Origin of the sequence: Corynebacterium sp. MSK008, assembly GCF_030232585.1 — a bacterium.
Lineage (GTDB): Bacteria > Actinomycetota > Actinomycetes > Mycobacteriales > Mycobacteriaceae > Corynebacterium.
In genome coordinates this window covers 56,684-78,584 of the sequence record NZ_JASPJX010000007.1, presented here as the reverse complement: position 1 = coordinate 78,584, position 21,901 = coordinate 56,684, and the positions used below count along the sequence as shown (strand labels likewise).

General features: G+C 65.8%; 19 protein-coding genes. 5 read left to right on the top strand and 14 right to left on the bottom strand.

Translation table 11 applies throughout. The features are described from left to right. Positions 1-38: 38 nt before the first annotated feature. The 12 genes from QP996_RS07270 to aspS all read right to left on the bottom strand — a co-directional run bounded on the left by QP996_RS07270 (position 39) and on the right by aspS (position 14,808). Complete coding sequence (locus QP996_RS07270) at positions 39-1,130, bottom strand: aminopeptidase P family protein (protein WP_284871958.1); 1,092 nt, start codon at positions 1,128-1,130, stop codon at positions 39-41. Next, complete coding sequence (gene aroQ, locus QP996_RS07265) at positions 1,130-1,564, bottom strand: type II 3-dehydroquinate dehydratase (protein ID WP_284871957.1); 435 nt, start codon at positions 1,562-1,564, stop codon at positions 1,130-1,132. The genes QP996_RS07270 and aroQ overlap by 1 nt, the downstream gene beginning before the upstream one ends. 2 nt (positions 1,565-1,566) lie before the next feature. Further along, on the bottom strand, positions 1,567-2,619 hold the full coding sequence (aroB, locus tag QP996_RS07260; RefSeq protein ID WP_284871956.1) for a 3-dehydroquinate synthase: 1,053 nt from the start codon (positions 2,617-2,619) through the stop codon (positions 1,567-1,569). A 24-nt stretch (positions 2,620-2,643) separates the two neighbouring features. After that, positions 2,644-3,159, bottom strand: a complete 516-nt coding sequence (locus QP996_RS07255; RefSeq protein WP_284872040.1) for a shikimate kinase — start codon at positions 3,157-3,159, stop codon at positions 2,644-2,646. A 155-nt stretch (positions 3,160-3,314) separates the two neighbouring features. Next, on the bottom strand, positions 3,315-4,538 hold the full coding sequence (gene aroC, locus QP996_RS07250) for a chorismate synthase (RefSeq protein WP_284871955.1): 1,224 nt from the start codon (positions 4,536-4,538) through the stop codon (positions 3,315-3,317). Positions 4,539-5,011: 473 nt separating this feature from the next. Further along, on the bottom strand, positions 5,012-5,830 hold the full coding sequence (locus tag QP996_RS07245) for a shikimate dehydrogenase (protein ID WP_284871954.1): 819 nt from the start codon (positions 5,828-5,830) through the stop codon (positions 5,012-5,014). Between the two features lie 3 nt (positions 5,831-5,833). Next, positions 5,834-6,961, bottom strand: a complete 1,128-nt coding sequence (locus tag QP996_RS07240) for an endolytic transglycosylase MltG (protein ID WP_284872039.1) — start codon at positions 6,959-6,961, stop codon at positions 5,834-5,836. A 23-nt stretch (positions 6,962-6,984) separates the two neighbouring features. Beyond that, entirely contained in the window at positions 6,985-7,473 is a 489-nt protein-coding gene (gene ruvX / locus QP996_RS07235; RefSeq protein WP_284871953.1) for a Holliday junction resolvase RuvX, read from the bottom strand. 143 nt (positions 7,474-7,616) lie between these two features. After that, positions 7,617-10,283, bottom strand: a complete 2,667-nt coding sequence (gene alaS / locus QP996_RS07230) for an alanine--tRNA ligase (protein ID WP_284871952.1) — start codon at positions 10,281-10,283, stop codon at positions 7,617-7,619. Between the two features lie 73 nt (positions 10,284-10,356). Next, positions 10,357-11,718: a replication-associated recombination protein A gene (locus QP996_RS07225; protein ID WP_284871951.1), complete on the bottom strand. Its 1,362-nt coding sequence runs from the start codon at positions 11,716-11,718 to the stop codon at positions 10,357-10,359. A gap of 11 nt (positions 11,719-11,729) precedes the next feature. Beyond that, on the bottom strand, positions 11,730-12,992 hold the full coding sequence (locus QP996_RS07220) for a protein kinase family protein (RefSeq protein WP_284871950.1): 1,263 nt from the start codon (positions 12,990-12,992) through the stop codon (positions 11,730-11,732). Between the two features lie 7 nt (positions 12,993-12,999). After that, on the bottom strand, positions 13,000-14,808 hold the full coding sequence (aspS, locus tag QP996_RS07215) for an aspartate--tRNA ligase (RefSeq protein WP_284871949.1): 1,809 nt from the start codon (positions 14,806-14,808) through the stop codon (positions 13,000-13,002). Positions 14,809-14,966: 158 nt separating this feature from the next. Between aspS and ypfJ the strand changes: the two genes are divergently transcribed. The 3 genes from ypfJ to QP996_RS07200 all read left to right on the top strand — a co-directional run bounded on the left by ypfJ (position 14,967) and on the right by QP996_RS07200 (position 18,228). Further along, on the top strand, positions 14,967-15,887 hold the full coding sequence (ypfJ, locus tag QP996_RS07210; RefSeq protein WP_284871948.1) for a KPN_02809 family neutral zinc metallopeptidase: 921 nt from the start codon (positions 14,967-14,969) through the stop codon (positions 15,885-15,887). 169 nt (positions 15,888-16,056) lie between these two features. After that, positions 16,057-16,779 carry a CBS domain-containing protein gene (locus QP996_RS07205; protein WP_284871947.1) on the top strand — a complete coding sequence of 241 codons (723 nt, stop codon included), beginning with the start codon at positions 16,057-16,059 and terminating at the stop codon, positions 16,777-16,779. Positions 16,780-16,833: 54 nt separating this feature from the next. Further along, positions 16,834-18,228 carry an L-serine ammonia-lyase gene (locus tag QP996_RS07200; protein ID WP_284871946.1) on the top strand — a complete coding sequence of 465 codons (1,395 nt, stop codon included), beginning with the start codon at positions 16,834-16,836 and terminating at the stop codon, positions 18,226-18,228. Between the two features lie 3 nt (positions 18,229-18,231). Here QP996_RS07200 and hisS read toward each other — a convergent pair whose 3' ends face one another. Next, the gene (gene hisS / locus QP996_RS07195) at positions 18,232-19,518 is read right to left on the bottom strand and encodes a histidine--tRNA ligase (protein WP_284871945.1); all 1,287 of its coding nucleotides are present in this window, start codon (positions 19,516-19,518) and stop codon (positions 18,232-18,234) included. Between the two features lie 48 nt (positions 19,519-19,566). Beyond that, positions 19,567-20,202 carry an MBL fold metallo-hydrolase gene (locus tag QP996_RS07190; RefSeq protein ID WP_284871944.1) on the bottom strand — a complete coding sequence of 212 codons (636 nt, stop codon included), beginning with the start codon at positions 20,200-20,202 and terminating at the stop codon, positions 19,567-19,569. A gap of 105 nt (positions 20,203-20,307) precedes the next feature. Here QP996_RS07190 and QP996_RS07185 point away from each other — a divergent pair, with 105 nt between their 5' ends. Beyond that, positions 20,308-21,267, top strand: coding sequence for a peptidylprolyl isomerase (locus QP996_RS07185; RefSeq protein ID WP_284871943.1), 960 nt, complete (start codon positions 20,308-20,310; stop codon positions 21,265-21,267). Between the two features lie 136 nt (positions 21,268-21,403). Further along, the gene (locus tag QP996_RS07180; RefSeq protein WP_284871942.1) at positions 21,404-21,700 is read left to right on the top strand and encodes a hypothetical protein; all 297 of its coding nucleotides are present in this window, start codon (positions 21,404-21,406) and stop codon (positions 21,698-21,700) included. Positions 21,701-21,901 lie beyond the last annotated feature (201 nt).

Below are 21,901 nucleotides of genomic sequence, written 5' to 3'. Positions count from 1 at the left end.
CTCCTGGGAGTATCGGGGCGTGTACAAACACAGCAATGTTACAGCACTGTCAGATCCTTGGTGTATTCCGTGATCACCCTCGGTGCCGCCGAGGTGATGATGAGCGTGTCCTCGATGCGCACGCCGGCCTTACCCGGGATGTAGATGCCCGGTTCGATAGTCAGCGTCATGCCCTCTTCCAGTACCCCGGTGCCAGTTTTGGCGGCGCTGGGTGCCTCGTGCACGTCCAGCCCCACGCCGTGGCCGGTGGAGTGCACGAAGTACTCGCCGTAGCCGGCATCGGAGATCACGTCCCGGCAGGCCTTGTCCACGTCCACAAGCTTCGCCCCCGGCACCGCGGCCTTCACGCCCGCGAGTTGGGCGGCGAGGGTGACCTCGTAGATCTCGCGCTCAAGTTCACCGATCTCTCCGATCGCGAACGTGCGCGTCATGTCCGAATTGAAGCCGAGACGGTGCATGCCGAAATCGATGGTGACTAGATCTCCCTCCGCGATCACGCGGTCGCCGGCGCCGTGGTGCGGCTTGGCGGAGTTCGGCCCGGAGGCGACGATGGTGTCAAAGCTGACGCGCTCCGCGCCTAGGACGCGCATGCGGTACTCCAGGTCCGCCGCGACCTCGCGCTCGCTGCGGCCGGCGCGCAGCTCGCCGGCTTCCAGCAGCCCGTCGAGCGCTTGCACCGTCAGCTCCGCGGCCTCCGTCAATCGCGTGAGTTCCAGGTTGTCCTTGGTCAGGCGAATCTCCTCGATCACCCCGCTGACCGGCACGAGGGTGACGCCCTCAGGGCACGCCTCGCGCAGCTTCTCCAGCTGGGCGACGGAAACGTAGTCCGCCTCGAACCCCACGCGGTGGCCTTCAGCCGCCTTGGACAGCATCGCCACGCCGACGTTGCGCTCGATCGTGGCTGCGATATCCGGCACTTCCTCGCCGATTTGCGTGGTGTAGCGCCCGTCCGTGGCAATGGCGGCGGTGCGGTCCTTCGACACCAGCATCGCGCCGTTCGATCCGGAGAAGCCGGACAGGTAGCGCACGTGCGTCAGGTGCGTGACCAGCATGTCGTCGATGCGGCGCTCCGCCAGCTTCGTGGACAGTTTGCGCCGGCGGTCCTCAAATCGGGTGTCTGCCAGTGCCATCAGAGCCTCCTTGCGTAGTAGTCGAGCGCGAGCCGGTAGCCGTCCACCCCCAGCCCCGCAATGACGCCTTCGGCGATCGGCGACAGGTAGGAGTGCGCCCGAAACGGCTCGCGTGCGTGCACGTTGGAAATGTGCACCTCGATAAAACCGTGGTGATCACTCAGTTCTACCAGCGCGTCACGCAACGCGACCGAGGTGTGGGTAAATCCGCCGGGATTGATGATCACGGCCCACCCGTTGTCCGCCGCCTCGTGCACCCAGTCGATCAACTCGCCTTCATGGTTGGACTGGCGGCACTCCACCTCCAGGCCGAGCTCGCTGCCACGCTCGCGCATTTGCTTTTCGACGTCCGACAGCGTCACCGACCCATAAATCTCCGGCTGTCGCTTGCCCAGCCTGTTCAAGTTCGGCCCGTTGAGCACCAGAATCTTCATCGCTACTCCGAAATCGCCTCGTAAGCTGCACGCATCTCCTCCACCGTCGCGTCCTCGAGCCGGCTGGCAGAACCCCACCCGTCGAGGACCACGAAGCGAATGCGGCCATCACGGTTCTTCTTGTCCAGCAGCATCGCGTCGTTCAGCTCGTCAAACGCGCCTGCCTCGTAGCGGGTGGGAAGCCCAGCTGTGGTGAGGATTTCTTCGTGGAGGGCGACCAACGGTGCGTCGATAAGCTTCCTGCCCAACGCCAGATGCGCGACGAACATCATGCCGACCGCGACCGCATTGCCGTGGCGCCAGGAGTAGTTCTCACGGCGCTCGATGGCGTGGCCGAGAGTGTGGCCGTAGTTGAGAATCTCGCGCAAGCCGGATTCCTTCAGATCCTGCCCGACCACGCTCGCCTTCACAGCGACGGAGCGCTGCACAAGCTCCGGCCAGTGATGTTTGGCGCCGTCCTGGTAGAGCTCGAGAATGCGGGGGTCCGCGATGAATCCGGTTTTGATCAACTCCGCGGAGCCGGAGACAATCTCAGGATCTGGGAGCGTGTCGATGCGGGCGAGGTCGATGAACACGCTGTCCGGCTCGTGGAACGCGCCGACGAGATTCTTGCCGGCCGAGGTGTTGATGCCGGTCTTGCCGCCGACGGCCGCGTCCACCATGGCCAGCAGCGTGGTGGGCACCTGCACGACCTTAATGCCGCGCATCCACGTCGCCGCGGCGAAGCCGGCAAGATCCGTCACCGCGCCGCCGCCGAGACCGACAACCACGTCCTGCCGGGAAAAACCATGCGCACCGAGGGTATCCCAGAGGCTGGACAGGACCGCCAGTTCTTTTCCGGCTTCCGCATCCGGCACGCACACCGTCACCGGCTCCACGCCGGCAGCCTCTATAGCGCTGGCGAGTTGATTCGTGGCATCGCCCAGCGGTGCCTGGTGCACGACAAGGGCCCGGCGGGCACCGATGTGCGCGACGCGTTGGGCTACCTGGTCGAGATTGTCGCGCTCGATATGGATGGAGTACGGGTTTTGGCCCGTGACCTCAACTACGGCCATGCGTCTCGCCTTTCTGAAAGTGGATTAATCCACGTCGATGAATCCGAGAATTTCCGCCACCACACGCTGCGGCGGGCGTTCATCCGTGCGCACGCGGAAGCTAGAGACCTCGCTGTAGAGCGGCTTCCGCTGCTCCATCAGGTCGCGGTAGCGCTGCTCACGGTCATCGCCGTCGAGCACAGGGCGCGATGCGTCCTCGGCCGTGCGCCGGATGCCTTCTTCTGCGGTGACGTCGATCCACACAACAGAGTGGCGTTGCAGCAGCGTACGTACCTCTTCGGTGACAACCGCGCCCCCGCCGAGGCTGACCACCCCGCCGGTGGCGAGCGCGCGGGCAACATAGCCCACCTCGAGCTCGCGGAACGCCTCCTCGCCAAGCTCCGCGTACACCTCGCCGCAGGTCTTGCCCTCCCCTTGCTCGATCAGCACGTCGGAGTCCACGATCGGCAGATTCAGTGCGCTGGCGATGCGGCGGCCAATGGTGGATTTTCCGGCTCCCGGCATGCCAACCAACACGACACGCGGCGAGGAATACACCATCGCCGGAGAGGCGGAGACAAGCTCGGTCGCACTTGGCGTGTCGTTCTCGTCGAACGGTGTCGCGACTCCCACGCTTTCACCAGCCGCGCTGTCCGGGGCAAGATCGTCCACCAAGTCGTTCACAATATTTGCTTGGGTCCCCTCGGCCGGGGTGGTCATGCCATGTCCTCCTCTTGAGCAAACGCGAGTCGGTCCGCCGCATACGCGCGGTAAGCCTCCACGTTGCGTCGCACTTCGTCCACAGTATCGCCGCCGAACTTCTCGGACACAGCCTGAGCCAGAACCAGCGCGACCATCGCCTCCGCGACCACACCGCCGGCCGGTACCGCGCACACATCCGAGCGCTGGTGGATGCCGGTCGCGGCCTCGCCGGTAGACATGTCCACGGTCTTCAACGCGCGCGGCACCGTCGAGATCGGCTTCATCGCCGCGCGCACGCGCAACTGCTCGCCGTTAGTCATGCCGCCTTCGAGGCCGCCGGCCCGGTTAGTGGAGCGCTCGACGCCGCTCTGCCCCCGCACCATCTCGTCGTGCGCTTGGGAACCGCGGCGGCGGGCCTCTTCGAAGCCGTCTCCGACTTCGATGCCCTTCACGGACTGGATGCCCATCAGCGCACCAGCCAGGCGTGCGTCCAGACGCCGTTCGCCGGAGACGTGCGAGCCCAGGCCGACAGGCAACCCGTCCACAATGACCTCGACGATGCCGCCGAGGGTGTCGCCGTCTTTCTTCGCCGCCTCGATGCGGGCGACCATGTCCGCTTCCGCGTTCTTGTCATAGGCGCGCACCGGGGAGGCGTCGATAGCCTCAATGTCCGCAAAACTCGGATGCGGGCCTGCGTACGGGGCGGACTCGCCGATAGAGATCACGTGCGAGAACACCTCGACGCCCAACGTTTCGCGCAGGAAGCTGCGCGCCACAGTCGCCGCCGCCACACGCGCGGCCGTCTCTCGCGCAGACGAGCGCTCGAGCACCGGACGCGCGGAATCGAAGCCGTACTTGATCATGCCCGCGAAATCGGCATGCCCGGGGCGTGGGCGGGTCAGCGACGCGCCCCGCCCGGAAGACATCGCCTTCGCCACCTCCGGATCCTGCATGTCCACCGGCTCCGCAGACATGATCGTGGTCCACTTCGGCCACTCGGTATTGCCGATTTGGATGGCAATGGGGCTGCCGATGGAGGTGCCATGCACTACCCCAGTGAGCAGGGTAAGCTCATCCGTCTCAAACTTCATGCGGGCACCGCGCCCGTAGCCGAGACGGCGACGTGCCAGCTGATGGGCGATGTCTTCTTTCCGCACGGGCAAACCTGCCGGCGCATTTTCCACCAACGCAATGAGGGCTTGGCCGTGCGATTCACCGGCCGTTGTCCAACGAAGCATGGCGACATTCTTGCACAAGCACAGTCAGAAACTGCCCTTAAACCCCCGAATACATACACAAAAAAGGAAACAGCACCCACACAGCGCACAACATGGACGGTCCATGCGGCACCGAGCGCCTCCCAGTGACTACAGCAATACCTACAGTGAGCAGGCCGGATAGCCCGGCTCCAGCAACCACCCCGAGGGCTCCGCCGACCGCCGCGCAGGCCACGCCAAGCGGTGCCGCAAGCTTGATGTCTCCCCCACCAATGCCCCGCCCCACCATCAGATACCACGCCGGCCACAGCAGCCCCCACGCCAAGGGCGGGTGCAACAGACACCAGACGGTAGCCGCCACTGCGGGTGGCACGGTCAGCGCATCAGGCAGCCTCCGCACGCGGATATCTGAGGCGCACAACAGCACCGTCCATGCAAGCAACACTGTCCCTGCCGCGTAGGCGGCGAATCCCCCGATCCCCATACCAGCGAGATTAGTGGGACGTCTCCCAGTGGTGCAACAGCGCCTCGCGCATCGCCCCGCGCGGAGCATCAACGCGAGTGAACTGCTCGAACTGGGCGTAGGACTGCCCCGCCAGCATGGACAGCCCGCCCACCACCGGGTAGCCGTTCGAAGCGGCACTCACGGCCAGCGGCGTCGGCCACGGGTTGTAGATCACGTCGAACACCGGCGCATGCCCGAGCGCCTTGGAGTGCTGCGCCAACACATCCGCGGGGACGGTGGAGGCGACGACGTCCGTTTCCAAGGCGATCGCCTCAAGGTCCGCATCGAAGCTGCAGAAGGACACGTCCATGCCCTGCGCCAGCTCCGCGTATTCCGCCGCGCGGTCCGAGCGGTTGACCACGGTCACCTGCTCGCAGCCGATCTCGCGCAACGCCCACATCACGGCACGGGCTGTACCGCCGGCGCCGACCAGGATCGCGCGTTTGGCTCGAGCCGTCCCCAACAGCTCCTGCAGGGCCACCAAGGCGCCTTCGCAATCGGTGTTGTCGGCGCGCCATCCGCCGTCGATACGCGTGAGTGTGTTCGCGGAACCGATCTGCTGCGCACGCTCAGTCACGTTATCCGCGAACTCCAGCGCCGCAAACTTGCACGGCATGGTCACGGAGAAGCCATGGAACGATGCATCCGCCTCCCCCACGATCCGAGGCAGATCGCTGGCCTCGCAGAGGATCCGGGTGTAGTCCCAGCCGTCGAGGCCCGCCGCCTCGTACCCGGCGCTGTGGAGAACCGGCGAGAGCGAATGCTCGATCGGCGAGCCGAGGACGGCCGCGCGGTGTGTGATCTCCATCGTTTAGCGCTGCGAATCCAGCACGCCGGAGTCCACCGCACGCTGCGTGTCGTTGAGGTGCTGCTCGAACGTGTCGTTGAAGATCGTCGTGCCGTCCTTGTCCACGGTGACGAAGAACAGCCAGTTGCCTTCGGCCGGGTTCTCCATCGCCTCGATGGCCTCGATCGACGGCGAGGCGATCGGGGTCTGCGGCAGTCCGTCCATGGCGTAAGTGTTCCACGGGGTCACGCGGCCGCGGTCTTCGTCAGTGGTAGCGACCTCGACGGACGGCAGCCCGTAGTTGACCGTGGAATCGAACTCCAGGCGCATTGGCTCGTCCAGACGGTTGAGGATGACTCGCGCAACCTTATCGAACTCGCCTGCCGGGGCCTCGCGCTCAACCAGCGACGCCGCGGTGAGCAACTCGTACGGGGTCAAGCCGACAGCCTTGGCGCGGCCGACGATGTCGGTGGACTCGTACTGCTTGGCGGAACGGGTGATTAGGTCCGTGAGGATCTCCTCGGCGCCCGCGTGCGGGTCGATGATGTACTCGCCCGGGGCGATCAGGCCCTCAAGGCGCTTCGCATCGCCAGCGCGGCCGGCGACCGTCTCGCGTGCCCACTCCGGCACACCGAGCGATTCCGGATCCGCTTCTGCCGCAACCTTGTTCAGGTCTTCCAAGTTCACGCAGTCAGGCGCCGGCTGCTCACCGCAAGCGGACTGCTGGATCATGGTGAGAATGCCCAGGCGCTTTTGCCCGCCGAGGATGTTGATGTCCATCAACGTCGCACCGCCGTAGACCTGCAGCGGTGTGATGCGCTGCTGCGGGTCAAGCAGCGCCTCCACGGCGGAATCGGCGCTCATCTCGCCCTGCAGGCGGTAGAAGCCGGGCTGGATGTTGTCGGCGTTCGGGTTGTTCGCCGCGGCGGTCTGGAACGCGTTGTCGGAGGCGACGATGCCGCGCTCTTCCAGCTCCGGCCCGAGCGCAGAAAGGCTTGCGCCCTCCTTGATCTGCACTACCTGCTCTTCGCCGTTGCCAGTGCCCTCGAAATCGGACACGTTGTTGCCGCGGGCGATGGCGATCCAGGCGATCAAGCCGATGATCAGCAGGAGCGAAGCAACCAGTACTGCGGTGCTCCGTGTGCGCCGCATGGCGGCTTGTCGTGGGGTCACGGTTAGTTCTCCTTGAGGTAGTTCTTACGGCCGTCCAGCCATGATTGCAGAATCTCCACCGCCGCTGCCTGGTCGATCACGGCGCGTGCGTCCTTTTCACGCACACCCGAAGCGCGCAGCGCCTGTGTGGCGGCGACCGTAGTCAGCCGCTCGTCCGCCATTTTCACCGGCACGTTACTGCGCCGCTTGATGCGGAAGGCGATCTCTTTGGCGTGCTTGACGCTCTTGGAGCCGTCGCCGTTGAGGTTCGACGGCAGGCCGACGACAACTTCCACGGCATCCAGCTCGTCGATAAGCTCCAGCAGACGCTCGATGTCCTCGCCGTCGCGGTCCTTGAAGCCGGTGACCCGGCGGACCGTTTCCACTGGGGTGGCCAGCGTCGCGTCCTTGTCGGAGGAGGCCACGCCGATGCGCACGGTGCCCACATCGATGCCGATGCGGCGGCCCTGCCCCGGGTCGTCGAGCCCCGGGGTGTCTGGCTGCACCTTCATCCGTGTGTCCTTTCCACCTTCGACGGCTACGTGAGCAACAGGCCGGTCGACGGCGGGGCGGTCAACTGGCCTTGGTTAAACCTAACCGTTTCCTGTGGAACCTGCGGGGCGCTGACTCGGCGTGTCACGCATTACATCACTGGCTATCCCGCGAGGGACTCACGCACCGCGCGCAGCGCGTCCGCAATTCCGGCGGGGTTAGCACCGGTGCCCTGCGCCAGGTCCGGCTTGCCGCCGCCTTTGCCGTCGACGTACTGGCCGATCAGCTTGACCAGGTCGCCGGCCTTCACGCCAGACTCCACGGCCTGCGGCGTCGCAGCAGCGGCCAGGGACACCTTGCCGTCCACCTGGGACAACAGCACGATCACGGCGTCTTCCGCCTGCAGCTTGCCGCGCAGGTCGTTGGCAATCGTGCGCAGGTCGCCGGTGTTGATGCCTTCGGGCAGCTGCTTTGCGACGACACGGTGCACGCCAACCGACTGCGCCTCATCCGCCAGGTTTGCGGTGGACGCCAGAAGCTGCTGACGGTGCAGGTTCTCAATCTCCTTCTCGGCCGCGCGCAGACGCTCGGTGAGCTGGGCGATGCGGTCCGGCAGCTCCTCGGTCGGTGCCTTCAGCTCCGCAGCCAGCCCGGAAGCGAGTGCGGCCTCCTTGGACAGGAACTTGAAGGAATCCATGCCAGAGTAGGCCTCGATGCGGCGCGCGCCAGAGCCGACGGAGGACTCGCCGAGGACAGCCACCGGGCCGATCTGAGAGGCGTGCTCGACGTGGGTGCCGCCGCACAGCTCGACGGAGAACGGCCCGCCGATCTCCACCACGCGCACGGTGTCGCCGTAGCTCTCGCCGAACAGCGCCATCGCCCCCATCTCCTTCGCGTGCTCGAGCGAGGTTTCGATGGTGTTGACCGCGAAGTCCGCGTCCACCGCCTGGTTGGTGATCGTGGCGATCTCCTCAAGCTGCGCGTCCGTGAGCTGGTCGGTGTAGTTGAAGTCGAATCGCAGGTAACCCGGCTTGTTCAAGGAACCAGCCTGGACTGCGGTGGGGCCGAGCACCTGGCGGATCGCGGCGTGGATCAGGTGGGTGGCGGAGTGCGCCTGACGCGCGCCGTGACGCCAGGCGCCGTCCACCTCGGCTGTGACGGTGGAGCCCAGGTCGAGCCCGCCGTTTTGCACCGTGGCCTTGTGCAACCACAGCTTCTTGCCTACACGCTGCACATCGTTGACGTTGAGGATGGTATCGCCCATGAGTAGGCGCCCGCGGTCGGCCATCTGGCCGCCGGACTCCGCGTACATCGGGGTGACATCCAGGATCACCTCGACCTCGTCGCCCTGGGCAACCTCGCCGACCTTCTCGCCGTCGCGCACCAGGCCGATCACCTTCGCGTCGTGGGTGAGCTGGTCGTAGCCCACGAACTCGGTCGGGTTGGCGTCCACCCACTCGCGGTAGAGCGACTCGTCCACGTTGCGGTGCTTCTTCGCCTTGTTGTCGGCCTTTGCGCGCTCGCGCTGCTCCTGCATCGCGGCGTTGAAGGCGTCCATGTCCACGTCCAGGCCGGCCTCGCGCGCCATCTCCACGGTCAGGTCGATGGGGAACCCGTAGGTGTCGTGCAGCTCGAAGGCCTGCGCGCCCGGCAGGACCTTGGCGCCGGACGCAGACACGGCCGAGGCGGCCTCGTCGAAACGCGAGGTGCCTGCCTCCAGCGTCTTAGAAAACGCCTTCTCCTCGGCAACGGCGACGCGCAGGATGCGTTCGCGGTTGTCCGCGATCTCCGGGAACGACGGGGTCATGGTGTCCATGATGGTGTTCATCAGGGTCTCCATCACCGGGCCGGTGGAACCCAGCAGGCGCGCGGAGCGGATGATGCGGCGCAGCAGGCGGCGCAGGATGTAGCCGCGGCCCTCATTGGACGGGGTCACGCCGTCGAGGATGATCATCATGCCGGTGCGCGCGTGGTCGGCGACGACGCGGAAACGCACGTCGTCGTCCTTGTTGCCGGCGTCGTACTTCGCGCCCGTCAGCTCGACGGCGGCGTCGATGACGGGGCGCAGAAGGTCGGTCTCGTAGACGTTGTCCACGCCCTGGAGCAGGCAGGCGACGCGCTCGATGCCCATGCCGGTATCGATGTTTTTCTGCGGCAGCTCGCCGATGATTTCAAAGTTGCCCTTCTTGTCGCCCTCGCCGCGGATGGACTCCATGAACACGAGGTTCCAGATCTCCATGTAGCGGTTGTCGTCGGCGATCGGGCCGCCCTCGACGCCGTACTCCGGGCCGCGGTCGTAGTAGATCTCAGAGCACGGTCCGCAGGGGCCGGGGATGCCCATGGACCAGAAGTTGTCCTCCATGCCCATGCGCTGGATGCGCTCTTCCGGGATGCCGATCTTGTCGCGCCAGATCGAGGCAGCCTCGTCGTCGTCCAGGTACACCGTCACCCACAAACGATCCGGGTCCAGGCCCAGCCCGCCGTCCTCGACAGCGCCGGTGAGCAGGGTCCAGGCGTGCGTGATTGCGCCTTCCTTGAAGTACTGGCCGAAGGAGAAGTTGCCGGCCATCTGGAAGAACGTGTTGTGGCGGGTGGTGATGCCCACTTCCTCGATGTCCAGGGTGCGCACGCACTTCTGAATCGAGGTGGCGGTGCCGTTTTCGAAATCCGGAGTCTGGTCGCCCAGGAAGTACGGCTTGAACGGCACCATGCCGGCGTTGACGAACAGCAGCGTCGGGTCGTCCAGAATCAGCGGGGCGCTCGGCACCGGGGTGTGGCCGGCCTCGACGAAGTGGTTGGTGAACCGCTCTCGGATCTCATGGGTCTGCACGCGTGATTGTCCTTTCAGCAGCGCCGGTTTTTATCCGCGCTTACTCTACCCCGCGCCCGGACGCCGCCCGGTGTCACCGCCCGCGGACGAGGGCACGCAGCCGCCCGATGAAGTCTTTGATCCGCCGCTCCGCGCCGTGGTCGGTGGGTTCGTAGTAGACAGCATCTTCGAGACCGTCGGGCATGTACTGCTGCTTGACGACGCTCAAAGGATCATCATGGGGATAGACATAGCCCACCGCATTGCCCATGGCCTTCGCGCCTTCGTAGTGCCCGTCGCGCAGGTGCGCCGGCACCGGCGGGGCGTGGCCCGCGCGCACGTCCGCCAACGCGCGGTCGATGGACTGGATCACCGACGGCGACTTCGGCGCCGTGGCCAAGTGGATCGTCGCCTGCGCGAGCGCAAGCCTTCCTTCCGGCATGCCGATGAACTGCACCGCGTTCGCGGCGGCGTTGGCGGTCTGCAGCGCGGTCGGGTCCGCCATGCCGATGTCCTCGGAGGCGTGGATGACCAGGCGCCGCGCGATGAACCGCGGGTCCTCTCCCGCCTCGATCATCCGCGCCAGGTAGTGCAGCGCGGCGTCGACGTCGGAGCCGCGGATGGATTTGATGAACGCGCTGACGATGTCGTAGTGCTGGTCGCCATCGCGGTCGTAGCGCACCACCGCGCGGTTGACGTTTTCTTTGACTGTGTCGACGATGATGGTCTCCCCCGGCTGCACTGCCTCTGCCGCGGCCTCCAGGTACGTCAGCGCGCGTCGGGCGTCGCCGCCGGCGAGGAGGACCAGCTGGTCCCGCGCGGCGTCGTCGAGCTCGAATTCGCCGCCAAATCCGCGCTCGTCCGCCATCGCACGGTCCAGCACCCCGCGCAGGTCGTCCGCGTCGAGGGATTCCAGCTTCAGCAGCAGCGAACGCGACAGCAACGGTGCAACAACGCTGAAGCTCGGGTTTTCCGTGGTCGCCGCGACCAGCAGCACGGTGCGATTTTCCACGGCGGCGAGCAGTGCGTCCTGCTGGGTCTTAGAGAATCGGTGCACCTCGTCGATGAACAGCACGGTTTTCTCGCCGCGGATCAGGTCCCGGCGTGCCTCGTCGATCACGGCACGCACTTCCTTCACACCGGAGGACAGCGCTGAGAGCGCGACGAAGTTCTGCCCCATCGCAGACGCGATCAGCGAGGCGATCGTGGTCTTGCCGGTCCCCGGCGGTCCGTAGAGGATCACGGAGGCGACCCCGGAGCCGTCGATAAGCCTTCGCAACGGCTTACCCTCGCTGAGCAGGTGCCGCTGGCCCGCAATCTCGTCGAGGGTTCGCGGGCGCATGCGCGCGGCTAGTGGTGCCGAGGCCCCCGCCTCGAAAAAGGCGGTGCCGCGGTTGTCGGAATCGCCGCGGCTATTCGTGCCGCCGGCGGCCGCGAATAGTCCCTCTTGCTCCACGCGATCGCCTCCTAGCGCAAGCGCTCAGCCAGCGTTTGCGCGAACTCGCTAATGGTGCGGTACGCGGGGTCCTTGCCGGTGCCAGCGAATGCGGCGAGGGACTCGAACGTCTCGCGCAAGTCCCGGCGCACCAGCGCTTCGTCTGCGGTAAACGGCCCCTTCGACGGCGGCCGCAGCACGTCTCCGGCGTGCTCACTGCCACCATCTTCTGTCTCGAATCCTTCCTCCAAGGGCCCAAGGCCGGACACGTCGAGGCCGGCGGCTTCGAAGTCCTCCTTGAGCTTGGCGTCATGCTCCACCAACTCGGCCGGGCTGACCGGATCCAGCATGGCCACGCTGCTCATTGCCCAACCGATCAGGCCCGCGGTGATCCGCGCCTGGAGCGTATCCGGGTGCTCCACGCTGGGCCAGATGCCGCGCACCTCGCTCACCCACGCGTCGACGAACGCCTCCGTGGCGGCAGCGTTGAACGGCTGCGCCGCAAGGAAGACCGGGAAGCGGGCGACCACAAACGCCACGTCGAAGGTGACGTCTCTATAACCCGCCCACTCGTAATCCAGGAAGTGGAAGGAGTTGCCGGTCTGGATGATGTTGTCCGGGGTCAGGTCGAACGGCGTGAACGCGCGCATGCCGCCGCGCAGCAGCCGGGTGCGCACGTTCGTGGCGGCGAACCGGACCTCCCCCGGGATGTCGATGCCGGCGTTTTCCAAAAACTCCACGCCAATGCGGATGCGGTGCGACAGCAGGCGGTCACGCAAAAGCTGCAGGTTCGCCGAGTTCTTCCGCGAACGCGTCATGCGCTGGAACAGCACGTTAAATGCGTCCTCGTCGTCCGCGGTACCGGCGTGCATCTTGCCCAGCGCGCGGCCAAGGCGACGCAGGAGATCCACATGGGTGTCCGGGTCGGCGTCCTGCAGCAGTTCCGCGAGCGTGCGGCCATCACCCAGATCCGAAATGATCAGGATGCGCTGCGCGGTGTCGTAGCCCAGCAGCACCGGGCCCGGGCGCACTTCCTCGCTTAACGACGTGGCGAACTGGTACGCCACCGTCTCCCGCAAAAACGCCGCGTCCGCCAGCTCGTCGCCGGTAGCCGGCGAGTGCTTCACCACTACCGAGCGGTGCTGGAAAAACGGGTTGTTCACAACACGTGCCCGGAACACGTCCGCAAGCCCTGAGCCGTCGAGCCTTTCGACGTCGACAAGCTGCTGCTCGCCGCCGTAGCGCTTGGTCAGTATGTCGGCGGCTGCGCGGATGATCTCCTGCGTATCGCCCATCGCTGGCCTACTTCTCGGCGCCTGCCGCCTCGGCCTCGGTGCCCTTCTTCGGCTTGAAGTCCACGCCGGTCTCCTTGCGCTGCTCCGCCGGGATCGGCGCCGGCGCGTCAGTCAGCGGATCCACGCCGCCGCCCGACTTCGGGAACGCAATGACGTCGCGGATGGATTCGAAGCCGCCGAGCAGAGATACGATGCGGTCCCAGCCGAATGCGATGCCGCCGTGTGGCGGGGCGCCGTACTGGAACGCGTCCAGCAGGAAGCCGAACTTCTCGTCCGCCTCCTCGTCGGTGATGCCCATGACCTCGAACACGCGCTTTTGCACGTCGTGCTCGTGGATACGGATGGAGCCGCCGCCGATCTCGTTGCCGTTGCAGACGATGTCGTAGGCGTAGGCGAGCGCCTCGCCCGGGTTCTCCTCGAAGTTGTCCAGGAACTCCGGCTTCGGGGAGGTAAACGCGTGGTGCACGGCGGTCCACTTGGAGTGGCCGAGCGCCACGTCGCCGGACGCGGTTGCGTCCGCCGCCGGCTCGAACAGCGGCGCATCAACGACCCAGGTAAACGCCCAGTCGCCGTCCTTTATCAGGTCCAGCTTGCGGGCGATCTCACCGCGGGCGGCACCCAACAGTGCGCGGGACGCCTTCGTCTCACCAGCGGCGAAGAAGATGCAGTCGCCCGGCTTCGCGCCGACGTGCTCGGCGATTCCTGCCTTTTCCTCGTCGGTGATGTTCTTGGCCACCGGGCCGGTCAGCTCGCCGTCCTCCTGGACCAGGATGTAGGCCAACCCCTTCGCGCCGCGCTGCTTCGCCCACTCCTGCCATGCGTCGAGCTGGCGGCGCGGCTGGGAAGCGCCGCCTTCCATGACCACAGCGCCGACGTACTCGGCCTTGAATACGCGGAAGGTGGTGTCCTTGAAGAACTCGGTGCACTCCACCAGCGGAATGTCGAAGCGCAGGTCCGGCTTGTCGGAGCCGTACTTCTCCATTGCTTCCTTGTAGGTCATGCGCGGGATTGGGGTCTGGATGTCGTAGCCGATCAGCTTCCACAGCTCGACCAGGATTTCCTCGGCGAGCTCGATGATGTCGTCCTGATCGACGAAGCTGGCCTCGACGTCGAGCTGGGTGAACTCCGGCTGGCGGTCAGCGCGGAAATCCTCGTCGCGGTAGCAGCGCGCCAGCTGGTAGTAGCGCTCCATGCCGGCCACCATGAGCAGCTGCTTGAACAGCTGCGGCGACTGCGGAAGCGCGTACCAGGAGCCTGGCTTCAGACGCGCCGGTACCAGGAAATCACGCGCGCCCTCCGGGGTGGAACGGGTCAGCGTCGGCGTTTCAATCTCGGTGAATTCGTGGTTGTCCAGTACGCGGCGCGCCGCCTGGTTCGCCTTGGCGCGCAGACGCATCGCCTTCGCCTGGCGCTCGCGGCGCAGGTCCAGGTAGCGGTAGCGCAGGCGGGCTTCCTCGCCGACCTCGCTGGAGGACGCATCCTCGATCTGGAACGGCAGCGCCGCGGCCTTGTTCAGCACCTTCAGTTCGGTGACGTTGACCTCGATCTCGCCGGAAGCCAGGTTCGGGTTCGCGGAACCTTCCGGGCGCGGCTCGACGGTGCCGGTGACCTGAATGACGTACTCGCTGCGCAGGTCGTGTGCAGCCTCAGCAACCTCAGACTCACGGAAGACCACCTGGGCCAACCCGGAGCGGTCGCGCAGGTCGATAAAGATCACGCCGCCATGGTCACGACGACGGGCCACCCAGCCGGTGAGAGTGACAGTTTGGCCTTCGAGTTCTTTATTCAGGTTCCCCGCAAGGTGAGTGCGCAGCACGGTTTCCACGTCCTTCCACGTGATGGCGAATCTAACCTGGCAAAGTTTACCCGGCACTTTGTCACGGCGCGTCCGGCCCCCTCTTGCCGAAGGCCCGACACAAGTGCCAAATGACCCAGATCCCACACATGCCCTAGTTATTTGGCACAATTCTGACCATGACTTTCAGAGGCGATTACGCACAGGGCCAAGGCGGCAACGTCAATACCAGCTCCGGTGGCGGCCGCGGAGGCGGCATGGGCAACGGCGCGATGATGCTGCTGCCGCTCCTGTTGCGCGGAGGCGGCGGCGGAACCATCATTTTGGTCCTGCTTGCTCTGCTGTACTTCAGCGGCGCTTTCAACGGCATTCTCGGTGGCGGCGGCGACTCCCAGTCGCAGTCCCAGGGCGAGTACTCCCTGGAGCACTGCCAGGAGGCCGGTTCTTCCAACGAGTACGACGACTGCCGTGCAGCAGCGACGATGGGGTCGCTGAACGCAGTCTGGGCCGATGTGCTGCCCGCCCAGTCCGAAACCCAGTTCACCAAACCGGAAATGACCATCTTCAAAGGCAGCGTGAACTCCGGCTGCGGCTACGCAAGCTCGGACACCGGCCCGTTCTACTGCCCGCAGGACACCACCGCGTACCTGGACGTGAGCTTCTTCGACCAGCTGTCCCAGCTCGGCGGCTCCAACGGCCCGCTGGCGCAGGAGTACGCCACCGCCCACGAGTACGGCCACCACATCCAAAACCTTGAGGGCACCCTGGGTTTGAGCGACTACAAGAACCCGGGCGAGGATTCCGCCGCGGTGGCAATCGAGCTGCAGGCCGACTGCTACGCGGGCCTGTGGGCACACCACGCCTCCAAGGGCGAGAACGCGGCACTGGAACCGATCACGGACGAGCAACTGCAGCAGGCGCTCCAGGCGGCGCAGTCCATCGGCGACGACAACATCCAGAAGCGCTCCGGCGGCGAGGTCGACCCGGACGCGTGGACGCACGGCTCGTCCGAGCAGCGCATGCAGGCGTTTAATTCCGGCTACGAAACCGGCCAGATGTCTGCTTGCGACACGCTCAACCGCGGCGTGTACAAGAGCTAAACCGCCGACTCTCCGCGCACGAGATCTAGCGCATCCCTCTCCCCTTCACCCCGTCGGGGATGGATCCAGCTAGTGGCACCTCGTTTATCGCCCCCTGGGGGCCGATTAGCTGGGTCTTGATAGCTGGATCCGCGGATGGGGGCCGCGGCACGGCGCTACAGTGGCCGGCATGAGCAATGCTGAGCCCAACCGCGCCGTGCCGTTTCTTGCTGCGTTCAATTCCATCGAGAAATTCTTGCGCAGCGAGCTGGACGCGAAACGGTCCGATTCGTTTTCCTGGATGGCCCGGCTGGCGGCGAAGAAGGGCGTCATCACGCTCGAGCAATCCGAGACGCTGCAGGAGTTCGCTGATCTGCGCAACGCGATCAGCCACGGCGAGTACGACAACCTGCGCCCGATCGCCGAGCCGCTGCCGGAAACGGTCGCTGAGATCGAACGAATCCGGGATTCTCTGCTCGCCCCGACGCTGGCTTTGGAAGTGATCGAGCACCAGCGCGTGGTCACCTTCTCCCCTGACACCGACATCCACGAGCCGTTGGAGATCATCGCCTCCGAGGGGCTCGCCCAGTTCCCCGTTTACGAAGGCGGCGAGTGCGTTGGTCTACTCACCACCAACGCGATCGCCCGTTGGTTGGCGGCGGAGCTGCGTGAGGACGACACCATCGCGGCGGGTACCGTGGCCGAAGTGCTCGAGCACAGCGGCAAGTTGGACGAGCCGATTTTCCTGCCGCGAACCGTGACCGCGGCGGCTGCCGTCGAGGCGCTCAGCACACCGCTTGCATCCGGTGCGGTCCCCCGCCTGGTCATCATCACGGAACACGGGAAGGCGACGCAGAAGCCCATCTCTGTGCTGGGTGCGACCGATATTCCGGCCCTTGCCCAGGAAAGTTAATAGTTCGGTTTCTCTGTGGCACTGCCCACCTTTTGGTGCTGTAGTATCCCCGGCATGTCTGCAAACTTTGTGAGCGTTGTTGACCTGTTCAGCATTGGCATCGGCCCATCTTCCTCCCACACCGTCGGCCCGATGCGTGCATCCCAAGCCTTCATCGACAAACTCGACACATACCCGGCCAAAGTGCTGGTGGAGCTGCGCGGGTCCCTCGCTGCCACCGGCGTCGGCCACGGCACCGACCGCGCCGCCCTGCTGGGCCTTGTCGGCTACACCCCCACCACCACGTCGGCTGATGTCGAGCCGAAACCGGGCGAGCCGATTCCCTCCACCGGCAGCATTTCCGGGCCGACAGGCACCGTGGAGTACGAGCTGCGGTTCGACCCCGCACCAGTTGCCGCGCACCCGAACTGCCTGATCTTCGACGCGTGGGATGCCGAGGGCAACGTGCTCGCCGAGCGCGAAGACTACTACTCCGTCGGCGGCGGCTTCATCCAGGACCGCTGGGAGATGGAGGAGCACCGCGACGAAACCGGCGTTGCGGCCGCCCGCGAGATCCCGTCGGTGCCCTATCCCTTCAACACTGCAGCCGAGCTCATGCAGCGTTGCGACGAAACCGGCATGACCATCGCCGACATCATGCGCGCAAACGAGGAATCAATCCACGGCCGCGAGAAGGTCGACGCCCACCTAGACGCGGTGTGGAACGTGATGCAGGAATGCGTCGCACACGGCTTAAAGACGGAGGGCACGCTGCCCGGCGGGCTCAACGTCAAGCGGCGCGCCAACCGCCTGCACCGCCTGCTCACCGCCGAGTACGAGGCGTCCACCGCCCGCGGACTCGATGCGATGGAGTGGGTCAACCTCTACGCGTTGGCCGTCAACGAGGAAAACGCCGCGCATGGCCAGGTGGTCACCGCGCCGACGAACGGCGCCGCCGGCATCATCCCCGCGGTGATGCACTACTGCCGCGACTTCACCGACGACTTCACCGACGAGCGTGCCCGCGACTTCCTACTCACCGCGGGCGCTGTTGGGTCGATCATCAAGACGAATGCGTCGATCTCTGGCGCCGAAGTGGGCTGTCAGGGAGAGGTCGGCTCGGCGTCGTCCATGGCAGCCGCGGGCATGTGCGCCGCCCTCGGCGGGACGCCTGCCCAGGTGGAAAACGCCGCGGAGATTGCCCTCGAGCACAACCTGGGCCTGACCTGCGACCCCGTCGGCGGCCTGGTGCAGGTGCCGTGCATCGAGCGCAACGCCATCGGCGGCGTGAAGGCCATCAACGCGGCGCGTCTGGCCAAGCTTGGCGACGGCACCAACATCGTCACCCTCGACGACGTGGTGGAGACCATGGCCGCCACCGGCCGCGACATGATGACGCAGTACAAGGAGACGTCCATGGGCGGCCTGGCAGTGCAGCTGGGCCTGCCGGTGAACATCACCGAGTGCTAGTAACTAGGCTCCCGTGACCGCCTGGGTCACCGCCTGGACCGTGAGCGCCACAGACTCCTGCGAGTGCTCCGCGAGGTTCTTCACCGCAACCTCGCCGGCTTCCAGCTCGCGCTCGCCGAGCACGAGCGCGTACCTCGCGCCGGCACGGTCGGCGCCCTTCATCGAGCCCTTGAGTCCGCGCTGCCCGTAGGACATGTCGGCGGAGACGCCGGCGGCGCGGAGCTCGTCGATAAGTTTGCTCATCTTCACGCGGGCCTCGTCGCCAATGGCGATGCCGAAGACGTCCACACGGTGGGTCGCCTCTTCCAGCTCCACGCCCTCAGCTTCAAGCGCGAGCACCGCGCGGTCCACGCCGAGGCCGTAGCCGATGCCTGACAGGTCCGGGCCGCCAATCTGGGCCATCAGGCCGTCGTAGCGGCCACCGCCGCCGATGCCGGACTGCGCGCCCAGCCCGTCGTGGACGAACTCGAAGGTGGTCTTGGTGTAGTAGTCCAGCCCGCGCACCATGCGGGGGTTGATCACGTACGGCACGCCGAAGCTGTCCAGCGCCGCGGTGACGGCCTCGAAGTGGGCGCGGCAGTCGTCGCAGAGGTGGTCCAGCATCAGCGGCGCATCCGCGGTCATCTCGCGGACTTCCTCGCGCTTGTCGTCCAGCACGCGCAGCGGGTTGATCTCCGCGCGCTTACGGGTTTCCTCGTCCAACGGCAGGTCGAAGAGGAATTGCTGCAGCTTCTCGCGGTAGGTCGGGCGGCAGTTCTTGTCGCCCAGGCTGGTCAGCTCAAGGCGGAAACCGCTCAGGCCGATTGCACGGTAGCTGCGGTCCGCCAGCGCAATGACCTCTGCGTCCAGCAGCGGATCGTCTATGCCGATGGCCTCCACACCCACCTGCTGCAGCTGGCGGTAGCGGCCGGCCTGGGGGCGCTCGTAGCGGAAGAACGGGCCGTAGTAGTTCAGCTTCACCGGCAGGTACCCGCGGTCCATGTTGTGCTCGATGAACGCGCGCATCACGCCGGCGGTGCCCTCCGGGCGCAGCGTGACGGAGCGGCCGCCACGGTCCTCGAAGGTGTACATCTCCTTGCTCACCACGTCCGTGGACTCGCCGACACCGCGGGCGAACAGCGTCGTGTCCTCGAACACCGGCAGCTCGATGTGCTGGTAGCCGGCGATGCGCGCCTGACGGGCGAACTCGTCGCGCACATGGATAAACGCCGCCGATTGCGGCGGCGCGTAGTCCGGCACGCCCTTCGGGGCGGAAAGCTTCTGAAACTGGTCGTTCTTGTTCTCGCTCACACCGGGCAAGTCTAGTGCAGCCCACCGACGCCCGGAGCGAGTGCCCGTTTAGCGGTCCGCGTTGGCCTGGCGCAGGTACGGGTTGGTCGCGCGCTCCTGCGCCACCGTCGTCGCGGGGCCGTGTCCGGGCAGCACCTGCAGCTCGTCGTCCAGCTCCCACACCGGCCCGCGCAGGGACTCACGCATTTGTTCCGGGTCGGAATCCGGCAGGTCCGTGCGGCCAATCGATCCGCGGAACAGCACGTCGCCGGAGAAGACCACCTCGTCGGCTACCAGCATCACGCAGCCCGGCGAGTGGCCCGGGGCGTGCACAACCCGCAGCTCCACGCCCGCGACCTGCACGGTCTGCCCGTCCTCGAGCGGCGTGGGGTTGTCGATTGGGGGCATGGCGGAGGCGTCGTGAAGCTGGCGTGCTTGCTCGCTGACACCCTCGCCCCGCAGCAGCATGAACGCATCCGCTGGGTGGATGAACGTCTCCACGCCGAACGCGGCGGCGTCGCGAATGTGGTCGATGTGGCCGTGCGTGAGCACCACCGCCTCGACGGTCAACCCCTGCTCCTGCACCAGCTGGCTCACCGCCTCGTGCGCGCCCATCCCCGGGTCGATCACAAACGCGCGATCCCCGTTAGCAACGACATAGCAGTTGGTTTGAAAGGGTCCTGCGGCGAAACCGGCGATTCTCATGCTGGCCACTATATCGGTGCTGCTAGGCTTTCTAGCCGTTCAAGGGCGGATGCTTATCGACGTCTACTCCGCCCATCCCGACGAATTGGCGAGGTGTATACCCCAGTGGCATCGAACGAACAGCGCGGCAAAGAAGCCCTGTCCCACCTGAAAAGCGAGCTGGATTCGCGCGACCGCAAGGAGAAGTCCCGCCCCTGGTCGGTAGCAGCAATCTCCGCAGCCGCGATCGCGCTCATCGGCGGCGGTATCTACCTCGCTGCCAACAACGACAGCGGCGAGGACCTCGCGGCCAGCGAAACCACCGCCGCATCCGAGGACACCACCGAGGAACAGGAACCGTTCGACGCGTCGCAGTTCGAGCCGATCGCCACCAAGCGCGAGCAGGCACTGCCGGCGACCGTGAACTGCACCTACAACGAGGCCCAGGAGCAGGGCGGCGACGGCGTCGGTACCCCGTCCACCGAGGGCGTGTCCACCGAGGGCACCCTCACCGTCGAGCTGGACACCAACCAGGGCCCGATCGGCATGGAGCTGGACCGTGCGGCCTCCCCATGCACCGTCAACGCCATCGAGTACCTCACGGAGGAAGGCTTCTACAACGACTCCGTCTGCCACCGCCTGACCACCGGCGACGGCCTGAAGGTCCTGCAGTGCGGCGACCGCGCCGGCACCGGCGCCGGCGGCCCGGGCTTCCAGTTCGCCAACGAGCTACCCACCGACGAAGCACTCGAAGGCATCGACCTGTCCGAGATGGGCATGCCGGAAGGCGCATCCGAAGAAGAGATGATGCAGGCCAAGTCGATGATGCTGCAGCAAAATAGTCAGCCGCAGCGCTACGACCGCGGCACCATCGCTATGGCGAACGCCGGCGTGGACACCAACGGCTCCCAGTTCTTCCTCAACTACGGCGACTCCGTGCTGCCGCCGCTGTACACCTACTTCGGCCAGATCGACGACGAGGGCCTTGCCACCTTGGACAAGATCGCCGAGGCAGGGGTTGAAGGTGACGCGCAGGACGGCGCTCCGGCCGACGAGGTGCGCATCAAGAAGGCGTCCGTGAAGTAGCGCTGTAACGCAGTGGCAAGTTGAAGCGACGTAGCTCTGGGAAACGCCTCAGAGCTGCTGTCCTAGGTAGCGCTCTACCAGCGCACCCGATAGCATTCCGAGAAGCACACACATTTTTACGAGTGAGGAAAATTCGATGAAACTTCGCACTAGCCTTGCAGCGGCCGCAACCGCCACCGCAGTGTTGGTTTCCGGCGCCGCAGTCGCCGACGCTGCTCCGACAGTCAATGACACCGCAGAGAGCAAGTCCAAGGACAACGATAAGGACTCTGACAAGAAGACCATCAAGGAAAGCTTGTCCTCCTCGAATGAAGAGGGTTCCTCCATCGAAGACATGAGCCCGGAGGAGCTGAAGAGCTGGATCGCCGTGGTGACCGCGATCATCGGAATGCTCACCCAGGTGCTCTCCATCGCGTCCAAGTTCGCGCGCTAGGCGCCGCGCACCCGCACGGCGCACACTCGCGCCACTGCGCAAAGCACAACCGGCTACCGGCTACCAGCGAAAATTTCCGTTGGTAACCGGCTCTAGGTAGCCGGTTCTTTTTCGTTCCAGCCCGACGACCGCACCGACGACGCCGCCGCTCCCCCTTGCGAGGAAACGGCGGCGTTGTCGCGTGCAGCCTCTATCAGGTCA